The organism is Runella sp. (assembly GCF_027484545.1).
GTDB lineage: Bacteria > Bacteroidota > Bacteroidia > Cytophagales > Spirosomataceae > Runella.
The window spans coordinates 1-17,741 of sequence record NZ_JAIXST010000244.1 but is presented as its reverse complement, the minus strand read 5'-3'; the positions used below and the strand labels follow the sequence as shown (position 1 = coordinate 17,741).

Here is a 17,741-nt window from a genome sequence, read left to right as displayed (position 1 = left end):
TTTTGGTAAGGATTCAAAATATTTCAAACAAATGATGTTTCAATAATTGGGAGTAATGGTTACCAGTGGATTTTTGATGTTCCAATGAGGTGGTACGGTATATTCTACATTGATAACGAAAGGATAGTCTTTTGTACCAACTCCTTCTGAATCAATTAATTCTTTGGACAAAACAGCTGCGTTCACCTTTGACAGTTCACTTTTAATGCCCAAATTCATATTGGGTAATTGCCATAAATGGTCTTTGAAATTTTCGGAGGTAACGTTTTTAGCGTAAACAAAAATTTGAAAAGTCGTGGCAAGGGTGTCGGCCAGGTAAATTTCCATTCGTTTTTCATCCACTTTGACATTTGTCTTTCCCTCACCGGGCACAAACAACCAACCGATATCACCGTTGGCACATTTCCAGTGCATGGTGCCCGTTTTTAAAATGTGCGACACTTTTCTATTCCCCCACAATCCGCCCATCATCCAGTCTTTTTGAATGTAAGCCGTCACTCGTTTCAATCTATCGCCTTCGTAATAATTGGAGGTAGTGCGGGTAATGAATCTTGGCGAATCAAATTTATTAAATTGAGCAAGGGCTTGGACTGGCATCGAAATGCCCAATTCCACGATGGGAACGATGAAATTACATTCGTCATGAACGCCGTGTTTATCAGGCAAGTTGGCAATCCGAGGATTATCAACCGCGGCGGCAATCCAAGTACCAACAATGGCATTGTATTTTTTCATGTCAATCCCATAACTTCTCAAATACGGTCCGCACATATTTTGCAGGTTGGCGTTGTAAAAAGCAGCTACATCCAGCCATAGCTCTTTTTCCAGCACTTTGCTCATCTCCTTCATTTCGTTTGAAAAAGACAATTCTCGCCAGAGCGCAAGTCCCACAAAATCAACCCCGTAGTACGTGGGCGTATTGTATTCGCATAAGGTATGGTATTGCTGAAAATTTGTATAAATGGCTTTTGCTTTCGCAATTCCTGCTTCTTTGAGTTCAGGAATGGCAAAGGCAGTTCCGATGTATTCCATCATAAAAGAACTCATGATAGAAATGTTGTTGTAATCAGGATTTACATCTCGCATTAAAGCGCCTTTTGCCGTCCGAATCAAGCACGTTTCCAACTCTTTTTTAACATTATTCGGCAGTTTTTCGCGGTATTTATGGTAAACGGTAATCAAATCAGTACCAATAAATTCACGCATATTTTGGTCATAATTTTCGGTAGGTTTGCTGTCTCCGCGCCAAACTGCGTAATTCTTACTTTTTTCGTCTACATTTTGAAGCGTAAAAATCCATTGAATGATGCGTACTGCCTTTTGAACATCTCCCGCTTGGTTTCGGTAAAACAAGGCACAAGCCAAGCGCATTTTGTTTCTGGCCCCTGCTTTTTCATCCAATACCAACGCTGAACCTTTCGGAAGTTCTTCTTCAATAAATTCGTCGAATATTTGTTTTTGAAGTGGACTTAACGTCTTGTATTCAAAGTGTTTTTGATATAATTCATCCGCCTGACTTGTTCGAGCAAAGCCAATACAAATAAGAAACAAGAATACTAAAATCGGATTTTTTACCATGAGGGGTGAATTACTTCAACGTAATCGTATGTTTAAAAGGGGTAAAACCGGTAAGGTAAACCGTTGGGGCATCCATTGCTGGCAACGCCCCTCTCAATTGGCTCCCTTTGTGTTCGGCTTTTCCGGGGCTAAATTGAATGGTATCTGTATTGACCGTATACGAACCTGATTCACTTGTTAAGAGATAGGCATTGTCTTTTTTGGGATGTTTGGTTACGCCCGAAAAGGTACCTCCCGCCCGAAATATCAACTCAAAAGAGACAGGAACACCTTCCGTTCCGCTCATGTCAATGTCTATTTGCAATCCATTATTGACTTCGCTGATTTTTACGATGGTTTCCATTTTTTGAATTTCACTCTGCGGACGATTCGCCCTCGGCATTTTGTCCCAATCACCGTCGGCAACGATTTGCTCTTTAGCAATCGGTTGATAATAAGGCCCTTCGAGCGATTTCTGCAATACCCATACATTTCCCTGCTGCTCAATCTTTACGGAGTCAAACTGCCCTTTCCCGAAGAAAGATGCCGCTACCCGCATCGCTTGTAAAATGGCATTGCCTTTGTGAAAAGTGAGCCAGCTCGCATTATTAGACAAAATAGTGGCGTCCCAATTTTCCCGCCGAATCCGCACTACGCCCGAATACGGAAACGCCTTGGCGTAGTTGGTTGGCAAGGCTTTGCTCGCGGGCAATTCTTTCCAAAGGTTGGGGTCCTCCAAAAAATAATCCAGATACCCAGCTAATTGATTCTTGGTACTTGTATTTTCAATCAGGCGGCACATCGCGGCCATTTCGCCGTTGTTGTCCAACAGCGCCATGTAACGATAGCAATAATAATACTTAGCCATGTTGCCAATCGTGCCTTTGTCCTGTCGATTGGAGGCTTCGGTCACCACTTCTCCGTTGGGATGGACGTAGTAAAACGTCATCATCAGGTTTTTGCGAACCGGTTCCAATAACTCCGGTTTGTTCAATCCTTTGGCAATGATGATGAGCGACCGATTGACAATCGGCGAATAACTGTTAGTACTTTTCTCGTTGTACTGTCCATCGGCATCAATATCAATGTGTTCGGCCAACCACTGTTCAATGCGATTGACGTAGCGGGGGTCGGGAAATAATTCATTCAATTTAGTCAGCGCCGCCGATACCACCCAACGGTGATTGGGAGTATGAATTCCTCCCACGGTGAGTGCTTCGCCGGCATTTTTTAGAAACGTTTTTAACAGCTTAAGCGTCGTTTCCGAGCCTTTGACGTTGGCCAGTTTCAAAAATTTATACGCAGGAACGATATTTTCCAAAATAAAACCCGTGTCGGGCGTCGAGTGAAAATTGGTATCTAATAAATCAATGGTACCGTCGGTATGCTGAAATTTGAGCATACACCACGCCGCAGATTCCACTTCTTTGAGTAATTCTTTTGATTGATAATATGCCGATTCGGGGCAGGACATTAGCATACAGGAAGCCGCAATAATGCCCGCAGTAGAATGAGGATTGGGAATTTCCACGTCATTCATGTAACCGCCCACATACCTGTGGTTGATATCCGTAACCTTCAGCGGTTTGTAATTGGGCACATTTTGGTCATAGATTTTAATCCACTCCAACAACCAGGCGGGTTTGGCAGTAGTATATTTTTCAAAAAGTTGAAATCCCAATACCGGCATGGCACAGAGTGTGCTAACCCCTGTGGTGACAAAAGTTCTTCTATTCATTCGAAATGAGTGGTTTTAAGGGGTAGTTTAAAAAATTGAACACGGCAAAAAAGGTATTGGAAAAAGAGCAAAAAAATCACTCTTCTACTCTTTTCCCAAGCAATTAATCCATCGCTGATTGCCGCATTGGACATCGTATTCTTAAAACTCCCTAATTTTTATACTTCGGAAATGTACCTCGTCGCCGTGGTCCTGCAATAGAATATGTCCTGAGGGAGCCTGTGCAAAATTCGGATAGGTAGTATATTTACTTTTGGCCACGAGATTGCGGAATATCTGCGAATAACGGTCGTATTCCACCATTTTGAGGTTGTTGAGCCAATGCTCTACGTGACCGTCTTTCACCACCAATCGTAATTTATTCCATTTTCCCGGGGGATTCATGCGTTTGTCTTTACTGCCTTCCGATAGGTTTTCGGCCGTAATCAAGTCATACAACGACCCCGTAGTTCGATTGCCCCCTACGCCTTCTTTGGCATCGGGATGTACTTTATCGTCAAGGATTTGAAATTCAGGACCCAAACCCGTACCTGCTCTTTTTTTACGGTCTTCCACCACAAAATACTTCAATCCGCTGTTTGCACCGGTGGTTACTTTAAAATCCATTTCGAGTTCAAAGTTGGAAAATTCTTTGTCGGTAATAATGTCACCGCTTTTTACCAACGTATCTTTTTTCGTACCCAATACTTTCAACACTCCATCCTGAATGGCCCAACCCACCGTTGGAAATTTATCATCATTGGCCAAACGCCAGCCATTCGTGGTTTTGCCATCCCAAAGTAAGCGCCAGCCCTTTCTTGCTTCATTTTCAGACAATTGATTGATTAAATAGTTTACTTCGGGTGCTTCTTCGCCTCCTTTAATAACGACATCTTTCAAGTTGTCGGTCGCAATTCTAATATTTTTCCATTGAACCGTCAGCCCTACCTGCTCCTCTCTCTTGATTTGATGTACTTGCAAAGCAATAAACCCGCGAGCGGTTTGAGGATCCAAAAGATTGGTACACGGAATGCCGTTTATCCACGTTTTAATGTTGTTACCAATCGCTTCGATGTGGTATTTATTCCATTGACCCATCTTAAATGCCTTTTGGCCTTTGGGATTTACGGACAACGGATACAACCAACCGTTACGTCCTTCGTCGAAAATCCCACCCGACCAAGCCCGATCGCCCGGGTCGATTTCCACCTGATAGCCGTGTACTTTTCCAGCCATGACCGCGGGGTCGCTGATGCTTCTGATTTGGATGCCTGAGTTTAGCCCCGCCTCTACTTTTAATTCCAGTTCCAACACAAAATCACCGTAGATCTGCTCGGTACATAGAAACGAATTGGGAGTATTGAGTTGTGAAACGCCTACAATGGTGTTATTGACGATTTTGTATTCGGCATTGCCGTTTTTCTTTACCCAACCGTTCAAATCTTTTCCATTAAAAAGGTCTTTCCATTGAGCTAAGGAGTTGAAGGAAAGAAGGGTAATTGCACAAAGTAAATGAAGGGATTTCATTGTGTTTTTGAATAAAAATTGGGGAGGAAGACGCAAAAGAGTTAAAAAAAAGAGAAGAAAAATGGCTTCTTCTTCTCTTTTTCAGGGAATGCATTACTTTTTAATACCCGGGATTTTGAGCCATCTTAGGGAACGACAAATCCAACTCAGACTGAGGGATAGGTCTCAAATTGTGAATCGCAGAAATGGACTGTCCTTTCACCCAAGGGTTGTATTTTTTAACACGCTCCACCAATTTGCTGGTACGTTTCAAATCAAACCATCGGCTGTATTCACCCATCAATTCTCTGGCTCTTTCGTCCAAAATCAAGTCGACGGTGATATTGGCAGCAGTGGCTCTGTAGGAGGCAGTAGCCAATGATTTTTGATCTTCGGGCGCGGCTGCACATTTAGGGTCAGTTCCTTTTTTAGCACCCAAAGCGCGATCCAACACTTTGTTGTAATAAACCTCTGCTCCGCCTAATTTACCATTTTTTGCCCCTTTTACAATCGCTTCTGCGGCAATCAGATAGGCTTCTGCCGCTCTGAAGATACATTCGTTAAACGTACCAAAGGCGTCTCCGTAAGGAATACCCGGCTGCCAGAATTTCCACATCAACGGCGGCTGAATGTTCAATCCGGAGTTATCAATGGGATAGCCACCGCCGTACTCGTCGGTATTGACCACTGCGTAATTTTTCTTACCGCCTAAATCAATACCTCTTTCCGCAAGCGTAGTGGCGGGTTTATTCCAAGGCCGACAAACCAATACAGTATCGCCCACTGCAAAGTTAATTTTCAGGTTGGCATTGGACAATGGAAGGGGTTTGTAGTCTTTTACTGCCGCCAACGCATACCCAACGTTTACAAAATTGTGCGCATAACGAGTATCATTGTCCGGATCAAAGAAACGATAGCCGGCGGGTGTCACCTGATGCACACCTAAACAGCGATTATAGTCGGTTGTTCTGCCTTTGCTTCCGATAAAACCTTCCCCGCTTGGGCCGAATTTGGAGTGCAAATCATTTCCACCTGCCGGATCCGGACTGAAAGCTGCGTCGGTCTTGTTGGTCAGTACATCCGAATTGTATTGAACCGCAAAGACGATTTCGGCATTCTTGTCATTCTGAGCGCCAGTGTATTGGGTCAACGGATTGTTGGAACGAGTTGGGAACAAATCTTTATAATTAGTCGCCAATGGATAGGTATCAATGACTTTGTCGGCATATTGAAGTGCCAAATCAAAATCAGCGGCGGTACCGCCCAAGGCATTGTTGAAGTTCCAGCCTCTGGTTAAGTAAACCCTTGACAACAAAAAGTGGGCAGCTCCTTTAGTAATACGTCCGTAATTAGAAGCGGCCACGGGCAATTTCGCTTCACAATCCAGCAAATCAGCAATGATTTGTTTATACACTTCTGCCGAAGCTACTCTCGGGAAGTCTTTGCTCGGCGTAGTTACTTCTTTCAAAGGCATTGGAATATCGCCCCATTGCTGTACGGCGTAAAACAGGCTCAAAGCCCGCAAAAATTTCGCTTCTGAAACTCTCGTATCTTTCAATGCCGCCGCCATGGTGGTGATACCTTCAGAACGGGTAATGGCTGTATTTGTTCTGGCTATTTCAGCGTACAAAAGTTGCCAAAGGCTTTGAAGTTCTGCCAGCGTCGCATTAAAACGAGCGTCATACACGTCTATCTGACTCGGTGTATTTTCTTTCCCATTAACTGCTGAAGGATTCCAACCGCTTTGCGAGGCAAAAATATCGGTTCCATTTAACACCAAAACCCTGTTTTGATGAATGTTTCTCAACAGTGGATAACACGAGCGTACTAAATCTTCAAAACCGGCTTCTGTTTTGTAATAAACGTCGGTCGTTAAGGTAGAAACGGGGGTTTCAACTAAAAATTCGTCTTTGCAACTTGTTGACACGAGCAGTAAGCCAAGTGCAATCAAGAGGTTATATTGTTTTTTAAGAAGTAATTTCATTTTTTCTCAGATTAAAGGTATTAAAAACTAACATTCAGCCCCAAACTAATCGTCATTGATGGAACATCATCCTGATAAATCGCTGAATTGAATTCCGGGTCAAATCCTGTGAATTTTGATTTAATAATAGGGTTAATCACCTGTCCGTACACCCGAGCATTGTAGAGTTTCATACGGTTCATTACTCCTTTTGGCAAACTATATCCTAAGGTAATATCCGAGATTCTCAAAAAACTCGCGGTTTGGTAGTTGATAGCATTTCTATAAGGGTTGGCTGCCACTACACCATAATAGGTATTGGAAGGATTGTCGCTGCGCCAGTAATCCAATGAAGCTAATTTGTTATAGCGAGTTCCCATGTCACCAAATGTACCCGACAACGTATTGTTGTTATACTGGGTTCCGTTGCGATAATAGGTAAAGAATGAAAAATCAAACTCTTTGTATTTGAAACGGTTGGTCATCCCCATTAGGAAATTGGGAAGTTGGGTTCCTAAGTACATGCGGTCATCAATACCTTCTGTCGATGAAATCACACCGTCATTATTAGCATCCACTACCCGAACCGAGCCCGGTACCTGCTTGTATTTGGTCGCCAAATCTTTATCAGCTGTTTGCCAGATACCATCAAATTTGTAATCAAAATTGGCTTTGATCGGATAGCCTACAAATAGTTTATTGCCCTTGTCAACGGTTTGACCGTCGCCGTACAATTCAAGCAATTTGTTTTTGTTTTTGGTGAAAGTAATCGTCGTGTTCCAGCTAAAGTCTTTGGTCGCAAAGTTGACAGTGTTCAGTAAAATCTCAATTCCTTTATTCTGAATTTTACCAACGTTTGACGTCACTTGCGAGAAGCCAGAAGCCGTTGGAATTTTCTGGTTCAAAATCAAGTCAACCGTTTTTCTATCATACAACTCAATGGTTCCAGAAATGCGGTTTTCTAAGAAACCATAATCCAAACCAAAGTTAAATTCTTTACTTCTTTCCCAACGCAAATCTTTATTACCCAAGTTTGATGGCGCAAAACCGTAAGCGGCCGTTCCGTCAAAATCATAACCAGTGTTCAACAAGCCTGCCTGTGTACTGTACGGATTGACCGTTGAGTTGCCCACTTCCCCATAACTTGCTCTCAATTTAAGATTTGAGATGGCTTTTATGTTTCTTATAAATGACTCATCACCCAATCGCCACGCCAAAGCTAACGATGGGAAAAACGCCCATTTGTTACCGTCTGCCAATTGAGAGGCTCCGTCGGAACGGCCCGTTACGGTCAATAAATATTTGTCGTTAAATGTATAGTTGGCTCTTCCCATAAAAGAGGATAGCGAACGCTCTACCAATGAACTTCCAAAACTTGTAATGGTACCGGTATTCAAGGCATACCAATACGAATCAAAAGGCAGGTCTTTGGCGGCTACTGTATAGGCTTCATTACGCTGATAGAACGCACTTTGCAAACCTGTCAAATTGATTTTATGCTTTCCTAAATCAATATTGTAGTTAATGATGTTATCGAGGGTATAACTTCCTATCGTACGGTTATCAAATTGAGTTCTTGGTTTGGCACCAATCTGCGCTTTAGTCCACATACCTCTAAAATCGCCTACCCGAGTAGAACCATACGTAGCCGAAAGTGACGAACGAATGCTCAACCCTTTGATGGGTGAGTATTCAACGTAGGCATTGCCCATGATGTTGGCCGTAGTGGTTTGTAATTTAGATTGTTTAGGGTCCACATCAAGCAATGGATTGGGTACCTGCTTGTCGTTTATTCCCATCCAGAAGGCAATCCCATTGACGTTCAAATCCTGATTTTCAGAGGGGTTAGCCAAATCTGCATAGTAGGCTACTCCCGTGGGTCTTGCCCGATACGCGCCTCTCAATGATTCCTGTGAACCCAAATTTTGGTTGGAGTACGTCACATACGAAGTAAATCCAACCTTGAAATGCTCGCCCAATTTACTGTCAAGGCCGGCATTCATGTTATATCGTTTGTAATTGGTACTCAATACGTTGCCATCCTCATTCAAAAAACCGCCCGAAAACCGATAGGTTGTTTTTTCAGTACCGCCCGAAACGCTTATATTTTGGCTTGTCTGAATCCCCGGTTTGGTAATTAAATCTACCCAATCCGTCGTTCTGTTATTTTTGATATTGTCCAATTCAGCCGCGGTAAACGTGCTACCCGTTGAGCCTTCCAGGATTCTATCCGTATAAGTGGCTTTGTAAAACTGCTCGCTGCTCATCAATTTCGGAACGTGTGCGGGCGTTTTTACACCCACGTACGCATCGTAACTCACGCGAGGTTTACCTGAGATTCCCTTTTTAGTGGTAATGATAATCACCCCGTTCGCTCCTCTCGCTCCATAAATAGCCGTTGACGACGCATCTTTCAAAACGTCCATCGACTGAATATCATTGGGGTTAAGGTTGTTGATATCTCCCCCCATCAACCCATCAATCACGACCAAAGGAGCCGTTGAGTTATTGATTGTATTTTCGCCGCGAATCGTAATGTTATAACCACTCCCCGGACGGTTATCAGATTTAGTGACCGTTGCCCCTGCTACCTGCCCTTGGATTGCTTTTGCCGCAAGCGTAGGGTTTGCTCTGATGATATCTTTTGATTGCACAGAAGCTACTGCACCAGTCAAATCGCTCTTTTTCTGTTCACCATACCCCACCACAACTACCTCATTCAAAGCCAAATCATCCTGCTTCAATGAAATATTGACGGCGGTGCGGTTTCCCACAATGACCTCCTGCTTTACATAACCGATAAAGCTGAAAATCAATACGCTGTTTTCATTAGAGACCTCTATGCGAAAGCTGCCGTTTTGGTCAGTAGCTGTACCGCGCTGTGTGCCTTTAATAACCACGTTTACCCCTGGCAAACGCTCGCCAGACTCACTTGTGACGGTCCCAGAAATAGTCTTATCAAGAGCTTCATTGATGGTGGCCAACGTGCTTGCTCTTGAAAGGTGCGCCGTAAGATCGTTTGGGCGATTGACCATTGCGGCCGTAGGCAAAACGGGAGATGTAGTTTCCACCGACGTAACTTTCGGAGTTTCCTTTGCGGCAACAATCACGAAAGTATCTTTACTTACCTTTTTCAGGCGCAGCCCGTAGGGTTTCAACACAGGCGTCAAACTCCGTTCCACGTTATTGGCAGTTTTGAGCTGGCTGGCGGTTACGGTAATACCTTCGAGCAATTTTTCTTCAAACAAAATATCAATGCCCTGCTGTTTTTTAAATTGAAGCAGCGCATCTCGCAAAGAAACTTTATTGGATTGCATGGGCACATCCAAATTGGGGGCTGACTGTTGATTAAATGCCAGCAATTGGGCCGAAAGTCGTGGCGCAGTGAGTAGCCACGCAACGATGCTCAGTAGCAGAACAGGAATGCGTATAGATCGATTCATAATCAATAAAGGGGTTTTAAAATCTAATTTGAATACGTTAAAGTATAGGTTAGTGGATTGTTTTCGGAAGGAGCACTTCGGGTAATTTTCACATCCAGCATTTCGGCCATCACTTGAAGCAGGTCTTCGGCCGTAGTGGCTTTGAAAGTACCGCCCAATGTTCGTTTGGCGAGTAAAGAATCACCAATGACGATGTGTACGCCAAATTGCTCGGTCAATTGATACGCTATTTCTGAAACCGATGTATTTTCAAACGTGAAACGATGTTCTTTCCAACCGGCATAAATCGCAGTAAGTTGGTTATGCCTCAACGTAAGACGTCCCTGAGTGGAAATCGTTACTACATCACCGGATGTAATGACCAAGGGTTTAATTTCCTGATTTTTGAGAGAACGAAGCTGCACTTTTCCTTTGTTCAGCACGACTTTACTGCCTCGTGCTCGGCTATAAACCATAAACTCAGTACCCAACACCAATACTTCCAACTGATCAGGAGTACGAACGATAAACCGACGATGGTCAGGCAAATGCTGAACCGAAAATTCAGCCTCTCCCGTCAAAAACACTTCGCGGGCATTCTGAAAATAGCCAAATCTGGGTACTTTTAAAGTAGAGTTGGCGTTTAGAATGACTCGGCTTCCATCCGATAAATGTATGGTGCTCAACTCTCCATTCGTAGTCTTGTAGTGTAAATACAGGATAGAATCACGCAGGAGGTATGCAGTGGTCATCAATAAAAGTAACGAAGCTACTAATCCCCAAAAGAAATTCAATCGGTTTGGCAAGGGATGTACTGGAATGACTGCTACCTCCTCTGAATCGTTCTGACTCGGTAAACGCAGGTAAGCTACATCCGCATCCACAATCAATTGTGGGTTTTGCCGTTCCCATTCTTCCAGCCATTGAAAATAAAGTTCCTGATGATTTGGGTCGGACAACCAATCGGCAATCAACGTTTTTTGTAAAGGCGTCGCTCGCCCCTCAAACAGCGATTGCAGCATTTGTTTGTATATGTTCCGGCTCATAAGTGTGGATAGATTGCTGTTAAGAAAAGAGAAAAAATAGCGCAAAATCCTTGTCCCTGACTCAAAAATGTGCTGACTAATACCGTGGTAACCAGCCCATAATTACGCAATGACTGTCGCAACAGGGAAAGAACTTTTGTAATGTGTCCTTCAACCGTTTTGGTTGAAAGATGCAGCTCCTCGGCAATAGCTGCATTCTTTTTTCCTTCAAACCGGCTCATTACAAACACTTTTTGACTTTGAGGGGATGTGGAACGAATGATTTCTTCAATTCTTATGTACAATTCATCAAACTGAAGCAATTGTTGAGGGGTTACCGGGGCGTTCACCGAATCAGTATCCGCAGGAAATTCTGTCGGCTTTTCACGGCTGAATTCTGTGCGGAGATAGGCATAGGCCGCATGGCGAACGGTGGTAAACAAATAAGCGCGGTAGGAAGTAGTAACGATTTGGTGCAGTTGCTTTTGCCAAAATTGACTGAAGACTTCCATTACCAAGTCTTCTGCCACCTCCTTCGAGTAAACAAAACGGACTGCATGACTGCAAAGGGGCTGATAGTATCGCTTAAAAAGCAATTCATATCCCTTTTCGTTATTTGTCTCAAAGGCACGTTTTATAAAGAGCTCCGCATCAATAATGCCGGGAGTACCGTCCTCCAATTTAGGACCTAAACGATGGTTCTCTTCCGGTTGGAGGTAATTTAACTCATTGGCATCCATAAAGGGCATAGGGTAAATAGTCGTGCGATAACAGACGTTTAATTACTAAGAGTGTTTTCACCCCCGTTTACCCTTGCCTATTTTATGATTATTTTAAAATAAATCTTTAGATAGTGATAATAACGTAAAAAACTCAGTTGGGAGTCATTCCCGCAGGGGCATTGAAAAAGCCCGTAGGTTTGCGAATGCTATATTGAGTAAAGTCCTGATTGGCATCTAATCCCAATCCGTTGAGACGCTCGCCCGTCACTTGATTTTCCACTACTACACGTTTATCGGTATACACCTTTTGGGTTTGTGGATTCCAAGTCAACTCATCCGTAAGCAGGCGCTCCTGTTTAGCGGTATTAATCACCTTCACATTCCCCTTCACTTTATAAAGCCCCGTATGGTATTCATACCGCCCGGAATCCGATTGCAGGGTTGTGGTAACTTGCCCTGTTGGAGCGAAAAAATCAACAAAAACGGTCTTTGGAAAGACTTTATCTTCGGAGCCCAACTTGATTTGTTTGGCCGTTTTCATGCGTACTTTCAGCATTCCGGACTCGCTGTAGAGCACTTCAATGTTTTCAGCTTCTTCTAAGGGACCTTTGTAGGGAATAAATTTTTGATTGCTCTTTTCTTCCTGACAGGCAACAAAAAAAAGGGAGAGGAGTAAAAAACAAATAGGAGATAAAAATTTATCTCCCATTTGCATCTTTGCAGATGTTGTATTAACCCACCTTAACATCTTGGTTGTAAAATTAAGGGGTTTTAGAATCTTTTCCAAAAACAATTGTTTTTTTAAGGGATTTTTTTTCATTTTTCTTAGCAGTTAATCGTATGCTTGCATACAAATATGCTGATAATAAAGCCCTTGTATTCCGTTTTTAATCTTTTTTAACAAACAAATACATTTGATTCAACTCTACTAATCCACTTTAAACTTCCTGAACCATTCGTCTTTCAGAGAAAATCCGACCACCACTCTTCCGTATCGCTCACGAAAAGTTTGGGATGAAACACTTCCCCGTTGACCCGCAATGAAAGAGAAATTGATTAGATTAACAAGACCACGCCCCACGGGAAGCGACATACCCAACGACACACTTATGTCATCTACGGGCTTCGTGCCAATCACCAAAGGAGTTTGTTTGTAGGTAAATCCTGCTCGATACAGCACCAAATCCCGGTATTTAGTGGAGTTGTATTTAGGCATGTATTCCAATCCAAAATGGTAACTCTGACTATTCCGCATGTTTTCATTAGTATTTGAAACCCCTACGTACTCTGACCAGTTTTGACGTTCATAATCAGCCGATATCATCAGTCGGTATTGGAACTCATAACTCATTCCTATTCGCCAGGTGGCAGGAAGTTTTACGTGCAAATTTGTTTGTGTGACTGTATCCGGGTTGGTCACGGGCGAACCGGCACTGTTCAATACTTCGACAGTGGTATTTCGTGTGGTAGACAACGAAGTCGGTAAATTGTAGGTAGCGCCAAAATTAAGGTAATGATCCCCTTTCAATTTTTGCTTCCAAGCTGCTCCCGCCTTCAATTTGACTCCGCCCAAATTCAAGCGGTCATCGCGACTGACAATGTAATCGCGGCCATCACCAATGCGTAATTGTGAGGTTACGCTTCGGTTGAAGTTGCCGAATAAATAGGCAAGGTCAACACCTAAACTCAGGCTTTTTGTTACTTGAAATCCATTGGTAAAATTGATTTGGTTCAAACCGCCTTTACCACTGTACACATATTGGGCTTCGTAAATAGAAGTCCCGATACGACTGTAAGAGTTTTGTTGATAATTGACAAAACTGTAAGGTTTAAGGCTAATCCCAGTCGACCACTTGGGTGCTACCGGAAACGACAATGCCAAATATCCTAAGTTACCACCGAAATCACGCTGATTTTGTTTGGAATCCTGTAATCCTTTGTATTGACCGATAACCCCCACGTCAAACATGGTATAACGGTTGCGGGCCAACAATGCCGGATTCAATGCGTTTATATAAAGTGGGTTGGCACTGCTCACCCCTGCATCTCCCATTCCATTGTTTGGCGAATACGCGGAACTTAACAATTCACCAAGTCCAATGGCCGAATAAGGAGAGTTGCCTAATCCCTGGGCGAAAATTTTTGTTTGAAGAAAAAACAGAACGACTACCCAACTCCACCAGAAAAGCTTACGCATTTTGTAAATTAACATTATATTGTAAAATTCGATTCAGACCTACCAAAACCAGATTTGGTGCCGCAAAGATGCAATTTTTGAGGCTATTTTCAAACAAAGGGGCATCGCCCCCGCATAAAAGCACCTGACATTCACCCCCTTCTCGCTTATAGCGCTCAATAAAACCATCCATTTCTGCCAGCAAACCATTGAATGCTCCGCTCTGCATGGCAGCTCGGGTGCTTTTCCCAATCAGAGGTAAAGACACCGCATCGGCGGACCGAATATATTGCGTCTCAACATCAATCAAGGGTAACCTTTTAGTAAACGCGTGCATGGCTTGAAATCGCATACGAAGCCCCGGAGAAATTATTCCGCCCTGAAAAATCGCATCGGCACTTACCCAATCGTAGGTAACACACGTACCCATGTCAATGACCAGGCAATTGGCTTCGGGAAACAGCGATTTTGCTCCTGCCGCCGCCGCCAAACGGTCAGCCCCGAGGGTTTGAGGAGTATCATATTCTTTACCAATCGGCAGGGGAAGTGACGGCGAAAGCTGAACAACGCGGACTCCTGACTTTTGCAGCAAATCGGCATAAGGCTGCGTATCCTGACTCGTAGACGACAAAATCGCTTGCTCCGGCAATTGCTGAGTCAATACTTCCGCTAATTCTTCCAACGGAATTTTATAGCGGGCTTCGATGAGTGTTTCCTTTTCAAAATAGCCAATTTTGGCAAATGTATTTCCTAAATCAATGGCTGCATTCACAAGTATAGAGGTTTGAGAAGTATAAATAAAAACTCACTACCAGCCAATATAAGTAGGTGGCTTGATACCGTTTAACCTCAGATAGACAATCAATTGGCCACGGTGGTGGGTTTGGTGGTCATTGAGCAAAAAGACAATTTTTCGTTTGGTCGAATGACCTCCCCAATAATCCAATTCTTCTTCCAACGTTTTGTCGGTCATTTGGGCAATAGTTGCTTCGGCGTAGTCGAAAGCGTTGGATAGCAACTCAACAATTTCTTTTTTTGACATTTTCCCTTCTGTGGCTTTGGCTAACAGAGCATTTATGTCAATGGGAGTGTCAATACCTCTGATGAGTTTGGCCGAAAGAAAATACATTTTACCAGCCATGTGGACAAATTGGAAACCAAACGTCATTTCTTCGGGAGTGGGCTTGTAAGCATACTTTTCTTCGGGCATGGCTTCTGCTACGGCAAGTGTATAGCTTTTCATGCTTTTCCACTTGCTGAGAGCATCCTTGACAAATGGATTTTGAGCAAACGTGTTTTGCCCAATTAAAAGACTAAAAAGCAAGTAGAAAGGTTTCATTGTAAATGGGTTTTAGTAATGAAAGTTGTTTTTTGATGATTCGAGAATTATTAATCCTCTTGCTGAGTTGCATTTTTGCGCCTAGCCCCCTTGCCTTTTCACTCATGTTCTATCGCTTTTTGGGCAGATAGGGAAGTGGTATTATTTCGGTGCTTTTATTTTGACTCTTAAACATCATTGACCAGCATTAACCTTTACATCCCGAAACATGAACGAATTATCGCTGATTCTCAGTGTTTTTCCACTGCCGGTTGTTATATTCTTGAGAATGACCTCTTTCGTTACGAAATAGGGAAATTTTTCGCGGTAGGAATTGTCCGTCATTTCCGGATTAAAATTTGAGAAAATGGCAGGCCCCTGATAATTTTCAGGATGTCGGGAGTCGTCGATACGAAGATTTTCAATGGTGATTCGTTCGGGCATATAGCAAGTGTAGCCGAAATCATGTTGACTGGAATAGGAACCGCTTATCAGGGCCGCGCTGATTGGTTTTCCGTCTGCTGGCACAAAAACACAGTTACGGATAATCAGCTCTCCCTGCCAAGTACTCCCGTAGTCGGGGCGCAGGTTCACAATGCTCCTGCCGCGAATCGTGGAATTTTCCACCAGTAAGACCCCGCTGCCAATGGCATTGATGCCCATGTGTCCCAAGGTCGAGTTACGGATGGTGGCATTGGCAACGCCTTGATGAGCATCAAACCGAGAAAGGGTACAATGATCATAAAGAAGATTTTTACAGAAATTGGAGCCCAGAATGCCCCAGTAGGTATTGTCATTTATATCATTGGTCTGGCTGCAATTCACAAAGGATACATTAAGCGCACGGTTGACAGAAAGGTCGTAAGTACCCATGGTAACAGGCTTACCTGCCGCGCCAATGGTGCTGTAAGTCCGGTGTCCAGTTAGGATGGTATTTTTTACGGTTACGTACGAGCACTCACCGATATTGATGAAGCCTCCGTAAGGTGCACCGTGGTCTTCCTCTCCCTTGATGTGATGTTGGAGTCCTTCTATAAGCACATTGGACCGTCTGATGGCAATGTTTCGGTTATAATAGGTATACTTTGATTCGGCTTTATTGGCAATAGTGGTAAAACGGCCTCCGGTGATTTTCATTGGAGTCTGATCTATGGGCAGAGCGGTGATGTCTGTGATTTGGTCAAAATCCCAGATGATTGGGGCATTCATATCTACATTTCCGTTTTTGTCAACGACAAAGATATCGGTCTGCGAAGACCCATTGTTTTGATTGAGACCAAATCGGATGTATTGCTTCACGTTAGCATTCGTAACTGTGATTAAACAGGGTCCGGGCAAAGGCACGTCGATTTTCTTCTGATTCCTCTTCAAGGAAACTATTGATTCCAGTTTAAACGACTTGAGGTCTGAACTTACCGTGAACACAGAAGCATTCCGATTTTGTACATCGGAATCGTCAATAATGAAGGATGCCGTGCCGAAATCAGTGTCAGTCTGGATGACCGCAGTACGCTCTTTGCCTCCAATGTAGTAGGTGACTCCCTCGTCGGCTTTCACCAAAAGGCCATGCAGGTTGGCAAATGCATGGGTGGCAGCAATAGCATCTATATCATCGGCTTTGCCATCACCTCGGGCGCCAAAGTCACTGTACCGAACCCATCCGGCGGCTTTAAATTTAACGACATTTTTGGGGGAGACGTTTACCTGCAAGTCTCCGTTTTCATTGGTATACACCCGGGTTTTTTCCTTTTGGGAGGTGATTACTACATTTTCAAGCGGGCCCTTATCCTGCGCTTGGATCACCAATGTACCGATTAAAAAGAGGAATATCAGGAGTTGATGCTTCATAATAAGAGATAGCTTAGTCGTCATTAATTTTAGAAAAGTCAGTGCGATTGCCTGAACATTACTTTTTGAGTAAAGTTATAACAAAATCGGCTAAATAGGTTTGAGCCCATGATTATCCGATAAAAGAAAAATTGTATCTGACTTGGGTTAGGGAAAAAGTATCCGAATGATAGCCTTTGGATGATTCGGTCAACTTCTACTTGTTGAAGAAACAAATGGATTCGGTTTGGGGATACCGTAAATGAAAAACCAATTCAGAAGCGATGTCTATCAATCACCCCAATGTATTGACCGACGTGATTTTCTTTTTACTATAATGTACCCCGATTTTAGGACCGAGCTTATAAGTAAAAACTTATTATCTTCATCTATAATACGGTACACAATGAATAAGTGAGGTAAAAGAAGTGTTGTTGTTGTGCAACCAAAACAACGCAAAATGTACGCTCACTTATTGAACAAATTTAAGGAAAACCATCCGGAATGG

At 43.2% G+C, this 17,741-nt stretch carries 12 protein-coding genes; all 12 read right to left on the bottom strand.

Translation table 11 applies throughout. The features are described 5' to 3' along the window. Window positions 1-39: 39 nt before the first annotated feature. The 12 genes from Q0081_RS22125 to Q0081_RS22070 all read right to left on the bottom strand — a co-directional run bounded on the left by Q0081_RS22125 (window position 40) and on the right by Q0081_RS22070 (window position 17,254). A complete protein-coding gene (locus tag Q0081_RS22125; RefSeq protein WP_298358679.1) occupies window positions 40-1,578 on the bottom strand; it encodes a hypothetical protein in 1,539 nt (512 codons plus the stop codon). Window positions 1,579-1,588: 10 nt separating this feature from the next. Continuing rightward, window positions 1,589-3,295 (bottom strand): hypothetical protein, encoded by a 1,707-nt coding sequence (locus Q0081_RS22120; RefSeq protein ID WP_298358676.1) that lies wholly within the window; start codon window positions 3,293-3,295, stop codon window positions 1,589-1,591. Between the two features lie 141 nt (window positions 3,296-3,436). Beyond that, window positions 3,437-4,801, bottom strand: a complete 1,365-nt coding sequence (locus Q0081_RS22115; protein WP_298358673.1) for a DUF1080 domain-containing protein — start codon at window positions 4,799-4,801, stop codon at window positions 3,437-3,439. Window positions 4,802-4,901: 100 nt separating this feature from the next. Then, window positions 4,902-6,764 (bottom strand): RagB/SusD family nutrient uptake outer membrane protein, encoded by a 1,863-nt coding sequence (locus Q0081_RS22110; protein WP_298358670.1) that lies wholly within the window; start codon window positions 6,762-6,764, stop codon window positions 4,902-4,904. A gap of 20 nt (window positions 6,765-6,784) precedes the next feature. Then, entirely contained in the window at window positions 6,785-10,186 is a 3,402-nt protein-coding gene (locus tag Q0081_RS22105) for a TonB-dependent receptor (RefSeq protein ID WP_298358667.1), read from the bottom strand. Between the two features lie 23 nt (window positions 10,187-10,209). Next, window positions 10,210-11,211 (bottom strand): FecR family protein, encoded by a 1,002-nt coding sequence (locus tag Q0081_RS22100; protein WP_298358665.1) that lies wholly within the window; start codon window positions 11,209-11,211, stop codon window positions 10,210-10,212. Continuing rightward, complete coding sequence (locus tag Q0081_RS22095; RefSeq protein WP_298358662.1) at window positions 11,208-11,939, bottom strand: RNA polymerase sigma-70 factor; 732 nt, start codon at window positions 11,937-11,939, stop codon at window positions 11,208-11,210. The genes Q0081_RS22100 and Q0081_RS22095 overlap by 4 nt, the downstream gene beginning before the upstream one ends. 124 nt (window positions 11,940-12,063) lie before the next feature. Further along, a complete protein-coding gene (lptC, locus tag Q0081_RS22090) occupies window positions 12,064-12,732 on the bottom strand; it encodes an LPS export ABC transporter periplasmic protein LptC (protein ID WP_298358659.1) in 669 nt (222 codons plus the stop codon). 108 nt (window positions 12,733-12,840) lie between these two features. Continuing rightward, entirely contained in the window at window positions 12,841-14,109 is a 1,269-nt protein-coding gene (locus Q0081_RS22085) for an OmpP1/FadL family transporter (RefSeq protein ID WP_298358656.1), read from the bottom strand. Then, a complete protein-coding gene (locus tag Q0081_RS22080) occupies window positions 14,102-14,860 on the bottom strand; it encodes a type III pantothenate kinase (protein WP_298358654.1) in 759 nt (252 codons plus the stop codon). The genes Q0081_RS22085 and Q0081_RS22080 overlap by 8 nt, the downstream gene beginning before the upstream one ends. A 36-nt stretch (window positions 14,861-14,896) precedes the next feature. Further along, window positions 14,897-15,427 (bottom strand): DinB family protein, encoded by a 531-nt coding sequence (locus tag Q0081_RS22075; RefSeq protein WP_298358651.1) that lies wholly within the window; start codon window positions 15,425-15,427, stop codon window positions 14,897-14,899. 174 nt (window positions 15,428-15,601) lie between these two features. Beyond that, window positions 15,602-17,254, bottom strand: coding sequence for a hypothetical protein (locus Q0081_RS22070; protein ID WP_298358648.1), 1,653 nt, complete (start codon window positions 17,252-17,254; stop codon window positions 15,602-15,604). Window positions 17,255-17,741 lie beyond the last annotated feature (487 nt).

Coding starts and splice junctions, on each gene's coding strand:
- Q0081_RS22100 (WP_298358665.1), bottom strand. CDS start 11,211: ATGAGCCGGAACATATACAAACAAATGCTGCAATCGCTGTTTGAGGGG.
- Q0081_RS22095 (WP_298358662.1), bottom strand. CDS start 11,939: ATGCCCTTTATGGATGCCAATGAGTTAAATTACCTCCAACCGGAAGAG.
- lptC (WP_298358659.1), bottom strand. CDS start 12,732: ATGAAAAAAAATCCCTTAAAAAAACAATTGTTTTTGGAAAAGATTCTA.
- Q0081_RS22120 (WP_298358676.1), bottom strand. CDS start 3,295: ATGAATAGAAGAACTTTTGTCACCACAGGGGTTAGCACACTCTGTGCC.
- Q0081_RS22070 (WP_298358648.1), bottom strand. CDS start 17,254: ATGAAGCATCAACTCCTGATATTCCTCTTTTTAATCGGTACATTGGTG.
- Q0081_RS22085 (WP_298358656.1), bottom strand. CDS start 14,109: ATGCGTAAGCTTTTCTGGTGGAGTTGGGTAGTCGTTCTGTTTTTTCTT.
- Q0081_RS22105 (WP_298358667.1), bottom strand. CDS start 10,186: ATGAATCGATCTATACGCATTCCTGTTCTGCTACTGAGCATCGTTGCG.
- Q0081_RS22125 (WP_298358679.1), bottom strand. CDS start 1,578: ATGGTAAAAAATCCGATTTTAGTATTCTTGTTTCTTATTTGTATTGGC.
- Q0081_RS22075 (WP_298358651.1), bottom strand. CDS start 15,427: ATGAAACCTTTCTACTTGCTTTTTAGTCTTTTAATTGGGCAAAACACG.
- Q0081_RS22110 (WP_298358670.1), bottom strand. CDS start 6,764: ATGAAATTACTTCTTAAAAAACAATATAACCTCTTGATTGCACTTGGC.
- Q0081_RS22115 (WP_298358673.1), bottom strand. CDS start 4,801: ATGAAATCCCTTCATTTACTTTGTGCAATTACCCTTCTTTCCTTCAAC.